This window comes from Edaphosphingomonas laterariae, from assembly GCF_900188165.1.
Lineage (GTDB): Bacteria > Pseudomonadota > Alphaproteobacteria > Sphingomonadales > Sphingomonadaceae > Sphingomonas_E > Sphingomonas_E laterariae.
On record NZ_FZOS01000009.1, the window covers coordinates 53187 to 71989 of the forward strand.

21 protein-coding genes are annotated in these 18803 nt (G+C 67.4%); 11 read left to right on the forward strand and 10 right to left on the reverse strand.

The window, feature by feature from the left end:
* Nucleotides 1-39: 39 nt before the first annotated feature.
* The 6 genes from CHB74_RS10065 to CHB74_RS10090 form a co-directional block, all read right to left on the reverse strand.
* Nucleotides 40-537 carry a nuclear transport factor 2 family protein gene (locus CHB74_RS10065; protein ID WP_245842804.1) on the reverse strand — a complete coding sequence of 166 codons (498 nt, stop codon included), beginning with the start codon at nt 535-537 and terminating at the stop codon, nt 40-42.
* Nucleotides 538-698: 161 nt separating this feature from the next.
* Nucleotides 699-1415, reverse strand: a complete 717-nt coding sequence (locus CHB74_RS10070) for a hypothetical protein (protein ID WP_089219506.1) — start codon at nt 1413-1415, stop codon at nt 699-701.
* Nucleotides 1416-1418: 3 nt separating this feature from the next.
* Nucleotides 1419-2174: a 23S rRNA (guanosine(2251)-2'-O)-methyltransferase RlmB gene (gene rlmB, locus CHB74_RS10075; RefSeq protein WP_089219507.1), complete on the reverse strand. Its 756-nt coding sequence runs from the start codon at nt 2172-2174 to the stop codon at nt 1419-1421.
* A 51-nt stretch (nt 2175-2225) separates the two neighbouring features.
* Nucleotides 2226-2765, reverse strand: a complete 540-nt coding sequence (gene infC / locus CHB74_RS10080) for a translation initiation factor IF-3 (RefSeq protein ID WP_089219508.1) — start codon at nt 2763-2765, stop codon at nt 2226-2228.
* Nucleotides 2766-2916: 151 nt separating this feature from the next.
* On the reverse strand, nt 2917-3453 hold the full coding sequence (locus CHB74_RS10085; protein WP_089219509.1) for a YceD family protein: 537 nt from the start codon (nt 3451-3453) through the stop codon (nt 2917-2919).
* Nucleotides 3450-3974, reverse strand: a complete 525-nt coding sequence (locus CHB74_RS10090; RefSeq protein WP_089219510.1) for a ubiquinol-cytochrome C chaperone family protein — start codon at nt 3972-3974, stop codon at nt 3450-3452. The genes CHB74_RS10085 and CHB74_RS10090 overlap by 4 nt, the downstream gene beginning before the upstream one ends.
* Before the next feature lie 171 nt (nt 3975-4145).
* Between CHB74_RS10090 and CHB74_RS10095 the strand changes: the two genes are divergently transcribed.
* Nucleotides 4146-4619 carry an outer membrane protein assembly factor BamE gene (locus tag CHB74_RS10095; RefSeq protein WP_245842806.1) on the forward strand — a complete coding sequence of 158 codons (474 nt, stop codon included), beginning with the start codon at nt 4146-4148 and terminating at the stop codon, nt 4617-4619.
* Nucleotides 4620-4794: 175 nt separating this feature from the next.
* Here CHB74_RS10095 and CHB74_RS10100 read toward each other — a convergent pair whose 3' ends face one another.
* The gene (locus tag CHB74_RS10100) at nt 4795-7059 is read right to left on the reverse strand and encodes an NADP-dependent malic enzyme (RefSeq protein WP_089219512.1); all 2265 of its coding nucleotides are present in this window, start codon (nt 7057-7059) and stop codon (nt 4795-4797) included.
* 110 nt (nt 7060-7169) lie between these two features.
* Here CHB74_RS10100 and mutS point away from each other — a divergent pair, with 110 nt between their 5' ends.
* From mutS to CHB74_RS10115, 3 genes are all read left to right on the forward strand, one after another.
* Complete coding sequence (mutS, locus tag CHB74_RS10105; RefSeq protein ID WP_245842808.1) at nt 7170-9785, forward strand: DNA mismatch repair protein MutS; 2616 nt, start codon at nt 7170-7172, stop codon at nt 9783-9785.
* A gap of 108 nt (nt 9786-9893) precedes the next feature.
* On the forward strand, nt 9894-10646 hold the full coding sequence (locus CHB74_RS10110) for an energy transducer TonB (protein WP_089219513.1): 753 nt from the start codon (nt 9894-9896) through the stop codon (nt 10644-10646).
* Between the two features lie 13 nt (nt 10647-10659).
* Entirely contained in the window at nt 10660-11343 is a 684-nt protein-coding gene (locus CHB74_RS10115; protein WP_089219514.1) for a Fe2+-dependent dioxygenase, read from the forward strand.
* 16 nt (nt 11344-11359) lie between these two features.
* On the opposite strand, the gene CHB74_RS22000 is transcribed toward CHB74_RS10115, so the two are convergent.
* The 3 genes from CHB74_RS22000 to panC all read right to left on the reverse strand — a co-directional run bounded on the left by CHB74_RS22000 (nt 11360) and on the right by panC (nt 12995).
* Nucleotides 11360-11524: a hypothetical protein gene (locus CHB74_RS22000; protein ID WP_179220798.1), complete on the reverse strand. Its 165-nt coding sequence runs from the start codon at nt 11522-11524 to the stop codon at nt 11360-11362.
* A gap of 159 nt (nt 11525-11683) precedes the next feature.
* Nucleotides 11684-11980, reverse strand: coding sequence for an SEL1-like repeat protein (locus CHB74_RS10120; RefSeq protein WP_089219515.1), 297 nt, complete (start codon nt 11978-11980; stop codon nt 11684-11686).
* Between the two features lie 163 nt (nt 11981-12143).
* Nucleotides 12144-12995: a pantoate--beta-alanine ligase gene (panC, locus tag CHB74_RS10125; RefSeq protein ID WP_089219516.1), complete on the reverse strand. Its 852-nt coding sequence runs from the start codon at nt 12993-12995 to the stop codon at nt 12144-12146.
* A gap of 95 nt (nt 12996-13090) precedes the next feature.
* Between panC and CHB74_RS10130 the strand changes: the two genes are divergently transcribed.
* The 7 genes from CHB74_RS10130 to ribD all read left to right on the forward strand — a co-directional run bounded on the left by CHB74_RS10130 (nt 13091) and on the right by ribD (nt 18795).
* Nucleotides 13091-13885, forward strand: a complete 795-nt coding sequence (locus CHB74_RS10130) for a division plane positioning ATPase MipZ (RefSeq protein WP_089219517.1) — start codon at nt 13091-13093, stop codon at nt 13883-13885.
* The gene (locus tag CHB74_RS10135) at nt 13885-14307 is read left to right on the forward strand and encodes a J domain-containing protein (RefSeq protein ID WP_089219518.1); all 423 of its coding nucleotides are present in this window, start codon (nt 13885-13887) and stop codon (nt 14305-14307) included. Before CHB74_RS10130 ends, CHB74_RS10135 begins: the two co-directional genes overlap by 1 nt.
* 30 nt (nt 14308-14337) lie before the next feature.
* Complete coding sequence (pgmG, locus tag CHB74_RS10140; protein ID WP_089219519.1) at nt 14338-15720, forward strand: phosphoglucomutase/phosphomannomutase PgmG; 1383 nt, start codon at nt 14338-14340, stop codon at nt 15718-15720.
* Complete coding sequence (locus CHB74_RS10145) at nt 15717-16586, forward strand: alpha/beta fold hydrolase (protein WP_089219520.1); 870 nt, start codon at nt 15717-15719, stop codon at nt 16584-16586. The genes pgmG and CHB74_RS10145 overlap by 4 nt, the downstream gene beginning before the upstream one ends.
* A gap of 109 nt (nt 16587-16695) precedes the next feature.
* Nucleotides 16696-17337 carry an energy transducer TonB gene (locus CHB74_RS10150; protein WP_089219521.1) on the forward strand — a complete coding sequence of 214 codons (642 nt, stop codon included), beginning with the start codon at nt 16696-16698 and terminating at the stop codon, nt 17335-17337.
* 152 nt (nt 17338-17489) lie between these two features.
* The gene (locus tag CHB74_RS10155) at nt 17490-17813 is read left to right on the forward strand and encodes a hypothetical protein (protein ID WP_089219522.1); all 324 of its coding nucleotides are present in this window, start codon (nt 17490-17492) and stop codon (nt 17811-17813) included.
* 4 nt (nt 17814-17817) lie between these two features.
* Complete coding sequence (gene ribD, locus CHB74_RS10160) at nt 17818-18795, forward strand: bifunctional diaminohydroxyphosphoribosylaminopyrimidine deaminase/5-amino-6-(5-phosphoribosylamino)uracil reductase RibD (protein WP_342746584.1); 978 nt, start codon at nt 17818-17820, stop codon at nt 18793-18795.
* The last annotated feature ends 8 nt before the right edge of the window (nt 18796-18803 follow it).

The following is an 18803-nucleotide window of genomic DNA, read 5'->3' on the forward strand; positions in this document are numbered from 1 at the left end:
AGCAGGGGATTCGACCGGCCTGGAAAGCGCTCCAAGCGATCACTTTCCCGCGATCGGCCCCGGCTCGCCATCCATCGACAGGAAATTGACGAGCGCGATCTTGCCGTCGCGCACCTCGGCATAGCCCATCACCATGCCGCGGCTCGGCTTGCCATCGCTGACCGAGCTTTCGAGATGATAGGTGAAGATCTTGCTGCCATCGGGTGACGAGAAGGCCTCGACGAAAGGCACCTTGATCTCGACCTGATCGACGCTCGCCTGAATCTTGCGGAAACGCTGCGCCATGTCGGTCAGCCCACGCGCGCGATCGGTGCCGTTGATCCGCATCACCGCATCCTCGGTGAAATAGCGGCCGAACGCTTCGGGGGTGAAGCCCTGCGGATCCTTGAACGCCGCGTTCCACCAGGTGAACATCCGGGTCAGCGCATCATCGGCCACCGGCCTGGAGAAGGTTGCGGTCGGCGCCTGGGGCGCGGCCTGCGCCGGCGCAATCACGCCCATAGCCAGAATCGCCGCCGCAAAAATCCGCTTCATCATGCGCCCCTCCTGTCGTTCGCCCGGCCCGGCCGGGCCTGCCCCTTCAGCAAGTGTCGCATCGCAGGCGTGCATTCAATGGAGGGTCAGGGGCATCCTCGTTGCGTCCTCGGCAACAGCAAGGTGGGTGGGCCGGCGATTCGCGCCCTCCCCTTCATCGCCCTTCACTTCGCCAGTCGAAGCGATGCCTTGGGCGCGTCCTTGGTCAGCGGCGTCACCCGCCAGGTCAGCGTCTTCATGCCGCCCGCGCCGGGCTGCACGCCGCTTTCTTCATTGTGCATGACGATTTCGGCGTCGGTGGTGAGCGTGAAGCTGCCGTCCAGCACGTCGTTGCGGCTCGGCATGCCGGGCGCGGAGGCGCGCTGGTCGGTGGAACCCGCAAAGGCAGGCGCGCTCACCCGCACCGATCCGTCCTTGCGCAGTTCGACCGCGATGAACGGCAGCACGATCTCCGCATCCGAATTGAACGGATAGACGAAGCTATGGTCGAGCTTGCCGGAAATCTCGTAATCGATCAGATATTTACCGTTGCCGAGATAGACGACCGAGCGATAGCCGGTTTCCTTCATCAACGCCTCGGCCACCGCCTTGCGCTTGACTTCGGTTTCGGCCTTTTCCTTGGCTTTCTGCGCCTTTTCGGCCGCCTTTTCAGCCTTCTGCTCGTCGGTCAGCTCGCCTTCATCGGTGTCGGAGCCGATGCTGCCGAGGCTCGATTCCATCATCTCCGACGGATCGAGCGCGTAAACCTCGCCCTTATAGGCAAAGCTGTAGCTGCGATCGGCCTTGACCGTCAGGCCCGAACTGAACTTGCCCGGCTGGAGCAGGCAGCCCGCCAGCAGCATGGGCGCGGCAAGCGCCGCCGCGATCCGCATCCATTGCATGCGTCATTCCCCCCCTTGATCGCGCGTCGCCACCGCATAAAGCGCGATTGCGGCGGCGTTCGAGATGTTGAGGCTTTCGACGCGCGGGCTGATCGGCAGCTTGGCAAGCTCGTCGCAATGCGCCTCGGTATTGGCACGCATGCCTTCGCCTTCGGCGCCCAGCACCAGCGCGACGCGGGCGGAGCCGATCGTTTCGCCCAGCGTCTGGGTGGCATGGCCGGTCAGGCCGACCCGCCAGAAACCGGCTTCGGCAATCTCGTCGAGCGCGCGGGCAAGGTTCACCACGCGCACCCAGGGCACCAGTTCGAGCGCGCCCGAGGCGGACCGGGCAAGCGCACCCGATTCGGGCGGGGCGTGGCGATCCTGCGTGACGATGCCGAGCGCATCGAAAGCGGCGGCGGACCGCAGCACCGCGCCGACATTGTGCGGATCGGTCACCTGATCGAGCACGATCAGCGGCCGGCGATCATCGCGCCCCTGATCGAGCAGATCGCCCAGCCAGATATCGGGTAGCGGGTCGACCTCGATCACCAGCCCCTGATGCGGCGCATCGGAAGGCACCAGTCGACCGAGATCGGCGACATCGGCGTAGGTGACGGGGATAACCGGGGGCAGATCGAGCGCGGAAAGCGCCTCGCGCGTGCCCCACATCTTGCGGACGGTGCGGTTGGGATTGGCGAGCGCCGCGATAACCGCATGGCGCCCCCAGAAACGGGGCCGGCCCGAAGCCGGCGTGGATGGACGATGGCCTCTACGCATAGCCCCGTCTTGGCCCCGCAAGGGGCGCGGCGCAAGGCCGCGCCGCAAAGCTTATTTCGGCGCCAGCACCATCAGCATCTGGCGGCCTTCCATGCGCGGGAATTGTTCGACCTTCGCCACTTCGATCGTGTCGGCCTGAACGCGCTGCAGCACCTGCATGCCCAGCTGGCCGTGCGCCAGCTCGCGCCCGCGGAAACGCAAGGTCACCTTCACCTTGTCGCCTTCCTCGATGAACTCGAACACCTTCTTCATCTTGGTGTCATAGTCGTGATCATCGATGTTGGGACGCATCTTGATCTCTTTGATCTCCTGCGTCTTCTGGGTCTTGCGGGCAAGGTTGGCCTTTTTCTGGGCCTCATATTTGAACTTGCCGACGTCCAGGAACTTGGCGACGGGCGGATCGGCGTTGGGCGAAACCTCGACCAGATCGAGCCCGGCCTCCTGGGCCTGCTCCATCGCCTCGCGCGTGTACATCACGCCCAGATTCTCGCCGTTTTCATCAATCACCCGTACCTTGGGCGACTGGATGAACTCATTATATCGCGGGCCGTTGAGCGGCATCGGCGGCTGCCCCAGCGGGCGGCGCATCATGGGCGGACGTATAGCTGCATCTCCTGTTCGCGGCTTCCTGATTGCGCGCGATGTAATGCGCGCGCGGCCGTTTTGGAAGATGCAGCGCGCGAATCCCGTGCAGAATCGGCGTGATCTGTTGCAGGCGGGACGCGCCTTTCAGGGCAGCCGATCAGCGCGCCAGCTTGTCGCGCAATCCCTTGAGCGCGGCGAACGGGCCGGTTTCAACCTCGTTTTCCTGAAGGACTCCCGCCGCTTTCAGCACCTGATCGGCATTGGCGCTGCGCGGGAACGGATCAAGCGCCAGCGCCAGCGTTTCGGCCACCGCTTCGCCGATATCGATCAACCCGCCCTCGAACGGTACCGTGTCGCAATCTTCCTCGGACAGCTCGATTTCCTCGGCCGCGCCGGCCTGATCCTCGTGCACGAAACGCAAACGAAATGATTCGTCGATGCGTGCCGGCACCGGTTCGCCGGTCGCGATGCACGGCTGCTCGACCTCGCCCCGGATGCGGCCCTCGGCCATCACCGACAGCCCTTCGCGGTGCAGGCGCACGTCGGCGGCAAGTGCGCCGATCGCGATCAGGCCAAAGCGGCGGGCGAGCGCCCCACGCTCCTCGACGGTCGTTTCGATCTCGATAGCCCGTTCGCCCTCGCCCAATGTGTCGAGGCGGATCGGGCGGGACAGTTCATTGGCGGGTGCAGTCATGGCGTGGGCAGCTTTCCGGCATAGAGCGCGGCCGCCGGCGTGGCGGCCAGCGCCGCATGAAGGGCGCGTACACGATTTTCGACAAAGGTGATCGCAGCGCCAGCGGGGGCTTCACCCCGCCAGAGATTGCGGCCCAGCGCGTCGGCCAGCGGCGCATCGCCCGCCAGCGCGGCCCGATAAGCGGTGATCCGCCCGCCCAGCGCGCTCATCATCCGGCCGACATGCTTGCCGACGACGACATCGCCCACGCCAATCTGGCGCAGCTGGCCATCCATGTCGTCGACGAACAATTCGGTGAGCAGGGTGGACGGCAGCCGGCCGGCCTCATCCTCGCCCTCCAGCCGGATCAGCACGAGCGCGAGGACCAGCGCCACCATGTCGAACCGGCCGTCGACCGTATCGGGCACCCCGCCGTCGAGATACCAGATCGGCGTGCGCGCCTCGGCAACCACCGCATCGTAAAGCGGGCGATAGGGCGCGCGCTGGTCGCGGTCGGGAAAAAGGCGGCTCAGGATGGACACGATCGTCAGGACTTTCCGGCTTCTGATGGCGCGCGCTTGCGTCGGCGCGGTCTCCGCGCATATTGAGGCGCACGGGCGCCGATGCAATGACAATCGGCGGCAGCCCAGAACGCATGGGCCGCCCGGTGGAATGCGTCGACGAGGAGAAGTTCCCTTATGCCCTCCCTGCCCATGCGCCTTGGTACGGCCGCGCTGGCGCTGACGCTGCTGGCGACTGCAGGCTGCTCGCGCATCCGCGATCACAAGGGCTATATCGTCGATTCGACGCTGGTCGATACGGTGCAGCCGGGGATCGACAACAAGGATTCGGTGGCAAAGACGCTGGGCCGGCCGAGCTTTTCGGGCCAGTTCGATAAGGGCGCGGAAAGCTGGTATTATATCGGCCGCGATACCCGCCAGCTCGCTTTCTCCAGCCCCCGCCCGGTCGCGCAGACGACGCTGGCAGTGCGCTTCGATGCCGCCGGCAATGTCGTCCAGGTCGATCGCACGGGGCTCGAAAAGGTCGTCGCGGTCCGCCCGAATGGCGACAAGACGCCGACGCTCGGTCGCGATCGCGGCTTCTTCGCCGAACTGTTCGGCAATATCGGCCGCGTCGGCGGCATGGGCCCGATGACCGGCGGCGGCACGGCCGACAACCCGCAATAAGGCTTCACCGGGGCGCCCGAGATCGGCGCCCCATTGGCCTCTTCACGCTAAAGCCGATTCGGCGGCTTGCCGCCTCACCCGCCCGTTTGTCGGCGCCCGTTTGCCGGCGCCCGTTTGCCGGGTCCGGCCACAGGCTCACGGGATCCCGACTCTCGCCAGGACCCCGTGGCATCGCTCAGCGGGCGATGCCGCCCGCCGCCAGCACCGCCAGCGTCACCAGTTCCGATGCGGTCGACCCCATGGTCGCGATCTGCACCGGCTTTTCCATGCCGACCAGCATCGGCCCGATCACCGAATCGCCACCCAGTTCGCGCAGCAGCTTGGCCGACAGGTTGGCCGATTGCAGGCCCGGCATGACCAGCACATTGGCCGGCCCGGAAAGCCGCATGAACGGATAGTTCTTCTGCAACTTGGGGTTGAGCGCGACGTCCGGCGCCATTTCGCCTTCATATTCGAAGCTGACGCCGCGTTCGTCGAGCAGCGCCACCGCGCCCCGGATCGGATCGAGCCAATTTCCCGAAGGGTTGCCGAAGGTCGAATAGGACAGGAAGGCGACACGCGGTTCATGGCCCATCGACCGGGCGACGGCGGCGGTGTGCTCGGCGATGTCCGCCAGTTCCTCGGCGGTCGGGCGTTCGGTGATCGTCGTGTCCGCCATGAACACCGTGTGGCTCTGGCCGACGAGCACGTGGATGCCGAACGGCTTGCGCCCCTCCGCCGGGTCCAGCACGCGCCGCACCTGCCGCATGGTCTGCGAATAAGTGCGGGTGACGCCGGTGATCATCGCATCCGCCTCGCCCAGCGCCAGCAGCAGCGAACCGAAGATGTTGCGATCCTGATTGACCATCAGTTCCACATCGCGGCGCAGATAGCCCCGGCGCTGGAGCCGCTGGTAGAGATAGTCCACCATCTTGGGCACCAGCGGCGAAATCCGGCTGTTGTGCAGCTCGAACTCCTCGGGCTTGTCGACGCCCAGCGCGCGCAGCCGTTCCGGCACGTCGTCGCGGCCCACCAGCACCGGAATGCCATAGCCGCCGTCGCGGAACTGGATGGCGGCGCGCAGCACCACCTCTTCCTCGGCCTCGGCGAAGACGACGCGCTTGGGATGCGCCTTGGCACCTTCATAAGCGAGCGTCAGCACCGATGTGGTCGGGTTGAGCCGCGCCTTCAGCTCCTGGCGATAGGCGCCGAGATCGAGGATCGGCTTGCGCGCCACACCCGAATCCATCGCCGCCTTGGCAACCGCCACCGGCACGATTTCCATCAGGCGCGGATCGAACGGCGCGGGGATGATATAATCGTTGCCGAAACGCGGCGCCGCGCCGCCATAGGCAGCGGCCACTTCCTCGGGCACCTGTTCGCGCGCCAGTTCAGCCAGTGCCTGCGCGGCGGCGATCTTCATTTCCTCGTTGATCGTCGTCGCCCGCACGTCCAGCGCGCCACGGAAGATGAAGGGGAAGCCCAGCACATTGTTCACCTGGTTCGGATAGTCCGAACGGCCGGTGGCGATGATCGCGTCGGGGCGCGCGCTGCGCGCTTCCGGGGGCGTGATTTCGGGATCGGGATTGGCCATCGCGAAGATGATCGGCTTGTCGGCCATCGTCTTCACCATGTCCGCGCTCAGCGCACCGCCGGCCGAAAGGCCGAGGAACACGTCGGCGCCCACCATCGCCTCGGTCAGCGTGCGCCGGTCGGTCTTCACCGCATGGGCGGACTTCCACTGGTCCATGCCCTCTTCGCGGCCCTGATAGATCACGCCCTTGCGATCGCACATCAGCACACGATCGTGCGGCACGCCCATCGACTTGATCAAAGCCGCGCAGGCGATCGCGGCGGCGCCCGCGCCGTTCACCACCACGTCGACGTCGCGGATATCGCGCCCGGTGAGGTGGCAGGCGTTGATCAGGCCGGCGGCGGCGATGATCGCGGTGCCGTGCTGGTCGTCATGCATCACCGGAATGTTCATGCGCTCGCGCAGCGTCTGCTCGATGATGAAGCAGGCCGGGGCGGCGATATCTTCCAGATTGATGCCGCCGAAGCTCGGCTCCAGCAGTTCCACGGCCGAAATGAACTTGTCGACATCCTCGGTCGCCACTTCGAGGTCGATCGAATCCACGTCGGCGAAGCGCTTGAACAGCACTGCCTTGCCTTCCATCACCGGCTTGGAGGCAAGCGCACCGAGATTGCCGAGCCCAAGGATCGCGGTGCCGTTGGAAATCACAGCCACCAGATTGCCCTTGGCGGTGTAGTCATAAGCGGTCGCCGGATCTTCGGCGATCGCGCGCACCGGCACGGCCACGCCGGGCGAATAAGCGAGGCTCAGGTCGCGCTGCGTCGCCATCGGCTTGGATGCGACGATCTCGATCTTGCCCGGTCGACCATGGGAGTGGAACAGCAGCGCCTCGCGTTCGGAAAACTGGACGTTGCTACCTTCACTCATCGAGATACTCCTTCGGGGGCGCTATGTTCGGCGCGCTGCAAAGCGCTGCCTTCGTGGAAGGGCCTTTTGGGGCATGGCTGGACGGCGGACAAGTCGCTATCAGCGCAGCCATGGCTCGAACGACCAACGAAAATGGCGGCGGCGGCGCGAACGTGACGCCGATGATGGCGCAATATCATGCACTCAAGGCGGAAGCGCAGGATTGCCTGCTCTTCTATCGCATGGGCGACTTTTTCGAGCTGTTCTTCGACGATGCGAAAATCGCCTCGGCCTGCCTCGACATCGCGCTCACCTCGCGCGGCGATGGCGTGCCGATGTGCGGCGTGCCGGCGCATTCGGCCGAGGGCTATCTCGCCCGGCTGATCAAGGCCGGCCACCGCGTCGCCATCGCCGACCAGACCGAAACCCCCGCCGAAGCCAAGAAGCGCGGCGGATCGAAGGCGCTGGTCGGCCGGGCGATCGTCCGCGTCGTCACCGCCGGCACACTGACCGAGGAAGCGCTGCTCGATGCGCGCGCGGCCAACTGGCTGGTCGCGCTGGCCGAAGCGGGCGGCCAGATCGGGCTGGCCGCCGCGGACATTTCGACCGGCCGGTTCGAACTCGCGGCGATTCCCGCCGGCAGCCTCGACGCTGAACTCGCGCGGCTCGGCGCGGCCGAAACGATCGCGGCCGACGGCTTCGCCTTCGCGCCCGCCGACGCCATTTCCCAGGATCCCCGCGCCTTCGACAGCACCGCCGGCGAAGCCCGGTTGAAGGCGCTGTTCGGCGTCGCCACGCTCGACAGCTTCGGCGGTTTCGGCCGGGCGGAGCTTGCCGCCGCCGCCGGCCTCCTCGCCTATCTCGATCGCGCCGGCCAGGGGAAGCTCCCCTTCCTCCAGCCGCCGGCGCGCCGCCACCCGGCCGATCATATGCTGATCGACGCCGCTACCCGCGACAGCCTGGAACTGACGCAGGCCCAGGGCGGCGGCCGCAAGGGCAGCCTGCTCGATGCGGTCGATCGCACCGTCACGGGCGCCGGCGCCCGGATGCTCGCGGCCGATATCGGCGCCCCCCTGGCCGAACGGCTGGTGATCGAGGCACGGCTCGATCTCGTCACCCGCTTTGTCGACGATGGCGGATTGCGCGAATCGATCCGCACCAATCTCAAGGCGGCGCCCGATATCGGCCGCGCGATCGGCCGGCTCGTCGCGGGGCGGGGCAGCCCGCGCGATCTCGGCCTGCTGCGCGATGGGCTCGATGAGGCGCATGGCCTGCACGAACGGCTGCTGCGGCTGGGCGACCGGCCGGCGCTGCTCGATCAGCTACTGCCCCAGATGCGCGGCCATGGCGCGCTGATCGACCTGCTCACCCGCGCGCTGGTGCCGCAGCCGCCGATCGATACCGCGCAAGGCGGCTATATCGCCGAAGGCTATGATCCCGCGCTTGACGATCTGCGCGGCCAGGGAGGCGAAGGGCGGCGGGCCATCGCCGCGCTCGAAGCGCGCTATCGCGAAGCAACCGGCATCACGAGCCTCAAGATCCGCCACAATGGCGTGCTCGGCTACCATATCGAGGTGCAGGCCAAGCATGCCGATCCGCTGATGCGGCCCGAATCGGGCTTCACCCATCGGCAGACGCTGGCCGGCGTCGTCCGCTTCAACGCGCCCGACCTGCACGAACAGGCGCTGCGCGTCGGTCAGGCCGGCGCCCATGCGCTCGCGGCCGAGGCCGCCCATCTGGAAGAACTGGTCGCCGCCGCGCTCGCCTGCAAGACGGCGATCGCCGCCACGGCCGATGCGCTCGCCCGGCTCGACGTGGCCGCCGGGCTCGCCGAACGGGCGATCGAAGGCCATTGGTGCCGCCCCGCTTTCGCCGAAGAACCCTGCTTCGAAGTCGAAGGCGGCCGCCATCCCGTGGTCGAAGCCGCCGTCACCGCCACCGGCGAACGCTTCGTCGCCAATGACTGCCAGTTGCTGCCCGATCGGCGGCTATGGCTCGTCACCGGCCCCAATATGGGCGGTAAATCGACCTTCCTGCGCCAGAATGCGCTGATCGCGGTGCTGGCGCAGGCGGGCGGCTATGTGCCTGCCGCGTCTGCCCGGCTGGGCCTTGTCGATCGGCTGTTCAGCCGCGTCGGCGCGTCGGACAATCTGGCGCGCGGACGATCGACCTTCATGGTCGAAATGGTGGAAACCGCCGCGATACTCGCGCAGGCCACCGAACGCTCGCTCGTCATCCTCGACGAAGTGGGCCGCGGCACCTCCACCTATGACGGCCTGGCGATCGCCTGGGCGGTGGTCGAAGCCGTGCATGACATCAACCGCTGCCGCTGCCTGTTCGCCACGCATTATCATGAACTGACCCGGCTCGCCGAACGGCTCGACGCGCTCTCGCTCCACCATGTCCGCGCGCGCGAGTGGAAGGGCGATCTCGTCCTCCTCCACGAGCTTGCCGATGGTCCGGCCGATCGCAGCTATGGCATCGCCGTCGCGAAGCTGGCCGGGCTGCCGCCCGCCGTGCTCGGTCGCGCGCAATCGGTGCTCGCCAAGCTGGAAAGCGGCCGGGCGGCCACGGGCGGCATCGCCGCCGGTCTCGATGATCTGCCCCTCTTCGCGGCAGCGGCCGCAGCGCCGCCGCCGCCCGTCGATCCGCTGCGTGAGGCGCTCGATGCGATCCTCCCCGACGCCCTTTCGCCCCGCGATGCGCTCGATGCACTCTATCGGCTCAAGACGCTGGCGGAGGGCTGACCGCCGGAGCAAAGCTTCATCTGCGATTGATCCGCAATAGTATTCGCGGTAACGGCCATCTCACCGGAGTCGTGGAACACCCGCTTCGGGGGCGACGAGGTGAGGTGTATGCACGCGGTTTCCCTGCGAGATGCTGGCGAGCGCCGTCGCGACGCGACCTTCCATGCGACTTTCCCGCCGGCGCCCGAAGCCGCGCCCGACACCGCGACGCCGATCGACCCGGATTCGCGCTTCGATACCCGGCGGCGCCCCAATATCGGGGCGATCGGCGCGGTCGCGCTCGTCCATGCCGGCCTGTTCGCCGCGCTGATCCAGATGAACGTCATCCCGATCAAGGCGGTGAAGCGCGAACCGCTGGTCGTCGAACTGATCGTCGAACCGCCGGCACCGCCGCCCGCCCCGCCCGAAACCAAGGTGGAGCCGGTGAAGCCGATCGAACCCGTGGTGGTTGCGCCGACACCGATCGTCCGCACGATCGCGCCGCCACCACCGCCGGTCGTCGCCACGGCAACCCCGCCGCCGCCGCAATCGGCGGTCGTCGCGGCCAATGCAACGCCAGCACCACCGGCCGGCCCGGTCAGCGCCGGTGATCTTTCGTCGACGATGATCGAATTCAAGGCGCCGGCCTATCCGGTCGAATCGCGCCGCAAGAAGGAACAGGGCATCGTGCTGCTCAACCTGCTGCTCGGGCTCGACGGCCGGGTCAGCGAGATCGCGGTGCAGAAGTCGAGCGGCTTCGCGCGGCTCGACGAAGCGGCGCTGAAGGCCGTGCGGCGCTGGCGCTGGTCGCCCCTGATGCGCGGCGGCCAGCCGATGATGGTGCGCGGCGTCGTCGAAATCCCCTTCATCATCAAGAATTGAACGGTCGCCCGCGATGATGATCGCCATTCCCGATCTGCTGGACACAGCCGCGCTTGCCCGCGTCCGCACCCTGATCGATGCCGCCCCCTGGGTTGACGGCAATGTCACGTCCGGCCGGCAATCGGCGCTGGCCAAGCGCAATGCGCAACTGCCCGAGGATTCGCCGGCGGCGCGCGAAGCGGGCGGCATCATCCTCGATGCGCTCGGCCGCACGCCCTTGTTCGTCGCCGCGGCCCTGCCGCTCAAGGTGTTCCCGCCCTTGTTCAATCGCTACGGGCCCGGGGATACGTTCGGCACGCATGTCGACAATGCCGTCCGCATCCAGCGCGGCAGCGATTTCCGCATCCGCAGCGATCTTTCCGCCACGCTCTTCCTGGCCGATCCCGACAGCTATGATGGGGGCGAACTGGTGATCGAGGATCAGTTCGGGGTCCAGTCGGTCAAGCTGCCGGCCGGCCACATGATCCTCTATCCCGCGTCCAGCCTCCACCGGGTCGAGCCGATCACGCGCGGCGAACGGGTGGCGAGCTTCTTCTGGATCCAGAGCATGGTGCGTGATGATGGCGCGCGCCGGACGCTGTTCGATCTCGACAGCGCGATCCAGACGATCGCAGTCGACCGCGGGCAGGACGATGCCGCGATCATCCGGCTGACCGGCGTCTATCATAATCTGCTGCGCCGCTGGGCCGACGCCTGACAATTGCGGCCGCCGATCAACCGATCGGGTGAATCATCGCGTCGGCATCAATGCCCGTTGGACTGATGCCCCGCCGCCGCAGCTTGACGCGCTGGTGCCGGCGCCACGCGATCGTCGACCAGATGGCTCCGCCCACGACCATCACACCAATCAACCCGTAGGCGATCATCTCACGCGCCACTGTCTATCCTCTGCTGCTTCGCTGTTCGCGAGACCGCCCATTACTGAAACTTGGTCGACAGGCAAATCATCGCTCTCGCCGGAACAGGCGAAGCGAGGCAGCAATGATCCTCCGCATGGCGCCAGCGATCAAGCGGGCGCGCGACGAAGCGTGGATGCCTTACGCCGCACGGCGGCCGGTTTGCTGCAACCAGGCGCGGGCCTGGCGCTGCGCCTCGGCGATTTCGCGGGCGGACATATCCTCGGAGATTTCGGCGCGGCACAATTGCGCCTGCTCGATCCCGCCAAGCGCGGCGAGATTGAACCATTTATGCGCCTCGACGAGATCCATCTCAAAGCCGCCGCCGCCGGTGGAATATCGCATGCCCAGTTCATAATAGGCATCGACGTCCCCCCGAAGCGCGTCGAGAAAGCGGCTGTCGGTCAGATATTGTGCGGTTGCAAGACTGTGTCCCATGCTACGGCCCCTGCCGGTTTAGCTCGGAACGCTACTGTCACGACAAACCCGAAATAAATGGTTAACGGCAAATTGCGCCCAAATACCGGGGCGATTTTCGCCCGGCCACGACTGCGGCGACGACCACCGGGACATGGCCGCCGCGGCATAATTGCCCGCTTTATTATGCCTCGGGCGGCGTGACCTGCAGATTGTCGATCAGCCGCGTTCGGCCAAGCCGGGCCGCCGCCAACAACCGCGCCGGGCGGTCCAGCCGTTCGATCGGCTCAAGCGTCGCGGCATCGCAAAGCGCGACATAGTCGATCGGATCGAAGCCGGCATCGACGAGCCGTCGCCGCGCCACCACCAACGCCTCGGCGACATCGGCACCGCCCTCGATCGCCCCGGCCGCTTCGCCGAGCGCGCGGGGCAGCGCCCGTGCCGCCTGACGTTCCTCGGGCGCGAGATAGGCATTGCGCGACGACAGAGCGAGGCCGTCATCGTCGCGCTGGGTCGGCACGCCGACCACCTCGACCCCGGTATCGAGGTCGATCGCCATCCGCCGGATCACGGCCAGCTGCTGATAGTCCTTCTCGCCGAACAGCGCGACATCCGGGCGGACCTGCGCGAACAACTTGGCGACGACGGTGGCCACCCCGTCGAAATGGCCCGGCCGCGCCGCGCCGTCGAGGCCGGCGGTGATCCCCGCGACCGAGATCGTCGTGGCAAAGCCATCGGGATACATGGCATCCACCGTGGGCGCCCACAGGATGGCGACGCCCGCTTCTTCCAGCAGGCGCGCATCGGCCGCCTCGCGGCGCGGATAGGCATCGAAATCCTCGTTCGGCCCGAACTGGGTGGGATTGACGAAGATCGACACCACGACATGCGTGGCCCGCGCCTTCGCCTCCGTCACCAGCGCGATATGGCCGGCGTGAAGCGCCCCCATCGTCGGCACCAGCGCGACGGTGCCGCCATCGGCGCGGAAGGCGGCTACGGCCTCGCGGAGCTCGGCGACGGTACGAACGATTTGCACGGGCAGGGAACCTCCGATAAGCGCTGGCACATGGTCCGGGGCGTCTTTGGGGGCCGTCGCCGGCGGAATCAAGTGAACAGGGATCGGCAATCATTATGGCCGCAGGCGCAGCCCATCTGATAGTCTTCGCCAACGAAAAGGGCGGATCGGGGAAATCCACCACTGCCGTCCATGTCGCCGTGGCGCTCGCCGCCGCCGGCCGCCGCGTCGCCGCGATCGACCTCGATACGCGCCAGCGCACCTTCGGCCGCTATATGGAAAATCGCGAGGCGACATCGCGCCGCCAGCTGATCGACCTGCCGACCCCGATGACCGAGACCTTCGATCCGTCGAAAGGCGTGCATATCAACGATCGCATCGACGCGCTGGCCGCCGAGGCCGACGTGGTGGTGATCGACACGCCCGGCCGTGACGATCTGCACGCGCTCGCCGCCATGCAGCGCGCCGACACGCTGGTCACGCCGATCAACGACAGCTTCATCGATCTCGATCTGATCGGGCAGGTCGATGCCGAAACCTACAAGATCCGTCGGCCGAGCTTCTATGCCGAACTCGTCTGGGATGCCCGCAAGGTGCGCGCCAAGACCGATGGCGGCACGGTCGACTGGGTGGTGCTCCGCAACCGCCTCCAGCATGTCGAGGCGCGCAACATGCGCCGCGTCGCCAATGCGCTGGGCGAACTGGCCAAGCGCGTCGGTTTCCGGGTGATTCCGGGCCTGTCCGAACGCGTGATCTATCGCGAGCTGTTTCCGAAGGGGGTCACGCTGCTCGATCTCGCCGCCATCGGCGAACCGGGCATCGCGCACATCGCCGCCCGCCAGGAACTGCGCGAAATGGTGTCCGGCCTCACCCTGCCCGACTGGCCGGCGATGCGCGCGGCCAACGGCTGATGACCTGGCTGGCCATTGCCGTCCTGGCGCTCGTCGCCTGGGAATGGCGCAAGGGCCGGCTGCGGGCGCCGACGCGGGGCGAATGGCTGGCGATCCTGCTCGGCCTCGCGGGCGCGGTTCTGGCCGCCAAGGGCAAGCCGCTGTTCGGCCTGCCACTGATCGCCGGTGCCGCCGTCGTCCTCAATCGTGCCCGCCGGGCGGCCGCACCGCCCGCCGCACCCGCCATGCCGGTCGCCGAAGCGCTGAGCCTGCTCGATCTGTCCGCCGATGCCGATGCCGATGCGATCCGCGCCGCGCACCGCCGCCTGATCGCCCGCGTCCACCCCGATGCCGGCGGCTCGGACGAACTGGCCCGCCGGGTCAACCGCGCGCGCGATACGCTGATCGCCGAATTGAACCGCAAGCGCCCCCGCGCGTCTTGATCCCGCATGTCCAGCTTAGGGAGCCAACCGATGTCCCACCGTTTCGATCCGACGAGCCTGCGCGAATATGATATCCGCGGAATCGTCGGCAAAACGCTGGGCCCCGCCGATGCCTATGCCATCGGCCGCGGCTTCGCGACCCGCGTACGCCGGGCCGGCGGCACCCGCGTCGCCGTCGGCTATGACGGCCGCATCTCCTCGCCCGTGCTCGAAACCGCGCTCATCGAAGGGTTGACGGCAGGCGGGGTCGACGTCGTCCGCACCGGGCTCGGCCCCACGCCGATGCTCTATTATGCCGAAGCGACGCTGGAGGTGGATGGCGGCATCCAGATCACCGGCAGCCACAATCCCGGCGATTATAACGGGTTCAAGATGGTGCTGCAGCACCGCCCGTTCTTCGGCGCCGATATCCAGGACATCGGGCGCATGGCGGCCGAGGAGGATTGGGAAAGCGGCACGGGCGCGGTCAGCAATGTCGATATCATCGACGATTATGTCGGCAGGCTGCTCGCCGGCTATGCGGGCGGCGCCTTCCGCATCGGCTGGGATTGCGGCAACGGCGCGGCCGGGCCGGTGATCGAAAAGCTGGTGAAGCTGCTGCCCGGCGAACATCATCTGCTGTTTACCGAAGTCGACGGCAATTTCCCCAACCACCACCCCGATCCCACCGAGGAAAAGAACCTCGCGGATCTCAAGGCGCTGGTGGCCGACAAGCAGCTCGATTTCGGGCTGGCGTTCGACGGCGACGGCGATCGCATCGGCGCGATCGACGGCCAGGGCCGGGTGGTCTGGGGCGATCAGCTGCTCGCGATCCTTGCCGAACCCGTGCTCCGCGAGGAACCCGGCGCGACGATCATCGCCGACGTCAAGGCCAGCCAGGCGCTGTACGATCGCATCGCCGAACTCGGCGGCAAGCCGCTGATGTGGAAAACCGGGCACAGCCTGATCAAGACCAAGATGAAGGAAACCAACGCGCCGCTCGCCGGCGAGATGAGCGGCCACATCTTCTTCGCGCACGATTATTACGGTTTCGACGACGCCCAATATGCCGCCGTCCGGCTGATCCGCGCGGTCCGGCTATTGGGCGGATCGCTGACCGCGCTGCGCGATGCCATGCCCGCCATGGTCAACACGCCCGAACTGCGCTTCCAATCGTCGGAAGACCGCAAGTTCCAGGTCGTGCAGGAGGTGCTCGACCGGCTCGAAACCGCCGGCGCCGACGTCAACCGCACCGATGGCGCACGGGTCAACACGGCCGATGGCTGGTGGCTGCTGCGCGCGTCGAACACGCAGGACGTGCTGGTCGCCCGCGCCGAGGCGAAGGATCAGGCCGGGCTGGACAGGCTGGTCGCGCAGATCAACGCGCAGCTGGCCGCTTCGGGCGTGGAGCCGGTGCTGGCGGCCGGACATTGAATCAGGCCCCGCGCGACGGCTGGATCACCACGCAGCGGCTTCGCCTCCACCATGTCGAATGGGGCGATCCCGCCGCGCCACCCCTGATCCTCGTCCATGGCGGGCGCGATCACGCGCGTAGCTGGGATGCGATCGCCAGCGCCTTCGCCGATCGCTTCCGCGTCATCGCGCCCGATCTGCGCGGTCATGGCGACAGCGACTGGGTGTCGGACGGCAGCTATGAGATGGCCGATCTCGTCGCCGACATGGCCGCACTGTTCGATGGGCTCGGCATCGCCCGCGCCTCCGTCGTCGGCCATTCGCTGGGCGGCAATGTGGCGCTGCGCCATGCCGGCACCTATCCCGATCGCGTCTCGCGCCTGATCGTGATCGAAGGGCTTGGCCCCTCGCCCAAGGTCGCCGCCGAAATCGCCGCCCGGCCGATTGCCGATCGGATGCGGGACTGGATCGGCAAGCAGCATCGGATGAGCGCGGCCGAACAGCGCAGCTATGATTCGATCGACGCCGCCACCGCCCGGATGATGGCCGCTAATCCGCGCCTGTCCCCCGATCTGGCGCGCCACCTGACCGTCCATGGCTCGCGAACGGGCGACGATGGGCGGGTGCGCTTCAAGTTCGACCCGGCCGTCGGCAATATGTCGCCCGCCGACATCTCCCAGGCGGAGAAACATGCCTTGTGGGCCGCGGTCACCTGTCCGGTGATCCTCGCTTATGGCAAGGATAGCTGGGCGTCGAACCCGGCCGAGGATGGCCGCGACCGCCATTTCCGCGACGCCAGCACCGCCCTGTTCGATGATGCCGGCCACTGGCTGCACCATGATCGGCGCGACGCCTTCATCGCCATGATGCAGGATTTTATCGGCTGAACAGGCGCCGCGCGGTCGATCGGTGCGCACTACAAAAACCCCTTCCCAACCGAACATAATAGTATATCATCGCCGTTACAGTGTAACATCACTGAGAGCGGAGGATGTCATGACCCATGGTGGTTTCCTCGACCAACGCACGCAAAGCCCCACCAGCCTCGCTTTTGTCGGCGCGCTCCATGTCGCGGCGATCGGCGCGCTGATCCTGTTCCCGCCCACCTTCCTTGTCCCCGATCGGATTCCCAGCTTCCCGCTGATCAATATCGAAGACCCACCGCCACCGCCGCAGATCCCGGACGATCCGCCACCGCCCGCCCCGAAACAGAGAGAGGCCGTTACCAAACCCGTCGTGGTCGTCCCGACGCTTCCGAAAACACCGACCGGACCGACCTTTCCACCCAACCCGCTTCCACCCATCCCCGGCCCAACCGCCGGCACCGACCCCATACCGCCCCTGCCTTTGCCCCCGGTGGAGCGGGAAGCGGTGATCGACCAGCGGGCGCCCTTCCAGCCGAGCTACCCGCCCCGCCTCGCGCGGCAGGAGATCGCCGGCAATACCGTCGTCCGCGTGCTGATCGGCAGCGACGGGCGGGTGAAGGCGGTGGAAATGCTGTCCGCCACCGATCCCGAATTTTTCGAAGCGACGCGCAAGCAGGCGCTCCGCTTCTGGCGCTTCAAGCCCGCGACCCGCGATGGCGTGCCGGTGGAAAGCTGGCGAACCCTGACGGTGCGGTTCGAAATGAAGGCATGACGCCAGCCGACTCTCCTTGGCCTGACGCACTGCACCCATTGCCCGATCTCGCGCCACCGCCCGAGGCCCGGCAATGGGTGCCTTTCTGTTCGCCATGGCGGGGCGATCCGCAGGGCTGGCGCGATCCGCCCCCAGCGCCTATTTAGGCGGTCATGGCCATTCCCCGCCCTTCCAAGCCGTCAGTCGTCTGGCGCGACTTTCGCGCCTTTCTGGGTGGCGAACAGCGTCACAAGCTGCTGATCGCCATGGTTTCCGTGTTGATGCCGGCTTTGCTTGTCGCGGGCTTCTACGTCGATTCGAAGCGGGATACGCCCAAGCCGCAAATGTATTTCATCGCCAGCTGGCCGGCCGATCGCAGCGATGCCGAGATCGTCGCCCAGCAGAAAATCGACCAGAAGGCGCTCGACGCGAAGCGCGAGGCCAAGCGCCAGGAATATCGCCGGCTGGCGGATCAGCTCGGCATCAAGGTGGACTGACGGCTTGGCCGACACGGCGACCGACGCGCGCTGGATGGGCGCGGCCCTTGCGCTGGCCGAACGCGGGCGCGGGCGCACCGCCCCCAACCCGGCCGTCGGCTGCATCATCATCCGCGACGACAAGATCGTCGGCCGGGGCTGGACCCAGCCCGGCGGCCGCCCCCATGCCGAGGCTATGGCGCTGGCCGAAGCCGGCGGCGCGGCCCGGGGCGCCACCGCTTATGTGACGCTGGAACCCTGCGCCCATGTCTCGTCGCGCGGCCCGGCCTGTGCCGACGGGCTGATCGCCGCCGGCATTGCCCGTGTCGTCATCGCGCATGGCGATCTCGATCCACGCACCAACGGCGCCGGCATCGCCCGGCTCGAAGCGGCCGGCATCGCCGTCGCCAGCGGGGTTCGCCGCGACGAGGCCGCACGCACTCTCGCCGGCTTCCTCGCCCGCCAGCGGCTCGGCCGGCCGTTCGTCACGCTCAAGCTCGGCCTCTCGCTCGATGGCTGCATCGCACTCGCCTCGGGCGAAAGCCGTTGGATCACCGGGCCGGCGGCGCGCGCCCACGCGCATCTCGAACGCGCCCGCGCCGATCTCATCATCGTCGGACGCGGCACGCTGGACGCGGATCGGCCACGCCTCGATGTCCGCCTCCCCGGCCTCGAAGCTCGCTCGCCCGTGCGCGCCGTGCTCGGCCATGGCGGCGCGCCCGATGGCTGGATCGGCCTCGATTCCCCGGCCGCGATCGCCGGAACGGACGCGCTCGACGTCATGGTCGAGGGCGGCGCCGGTGCCGCCGCGGCCTTCCTGTCGGCCGATCTTGTCGATCGGCTGCTCATCTATCGCGCGCCGATCCTGATCGGCGGCGGCAAGCCCGGTCTCGCCGATATCGGCCTCGTCCATCTGGAGGACGCGCACAACCGCTGGCGGCGGCATGATGCACGGATGCTTGGCATCGACCGCCTTGAGGTCTACGAGCGCGTCCGAGAATAGGGTCCATT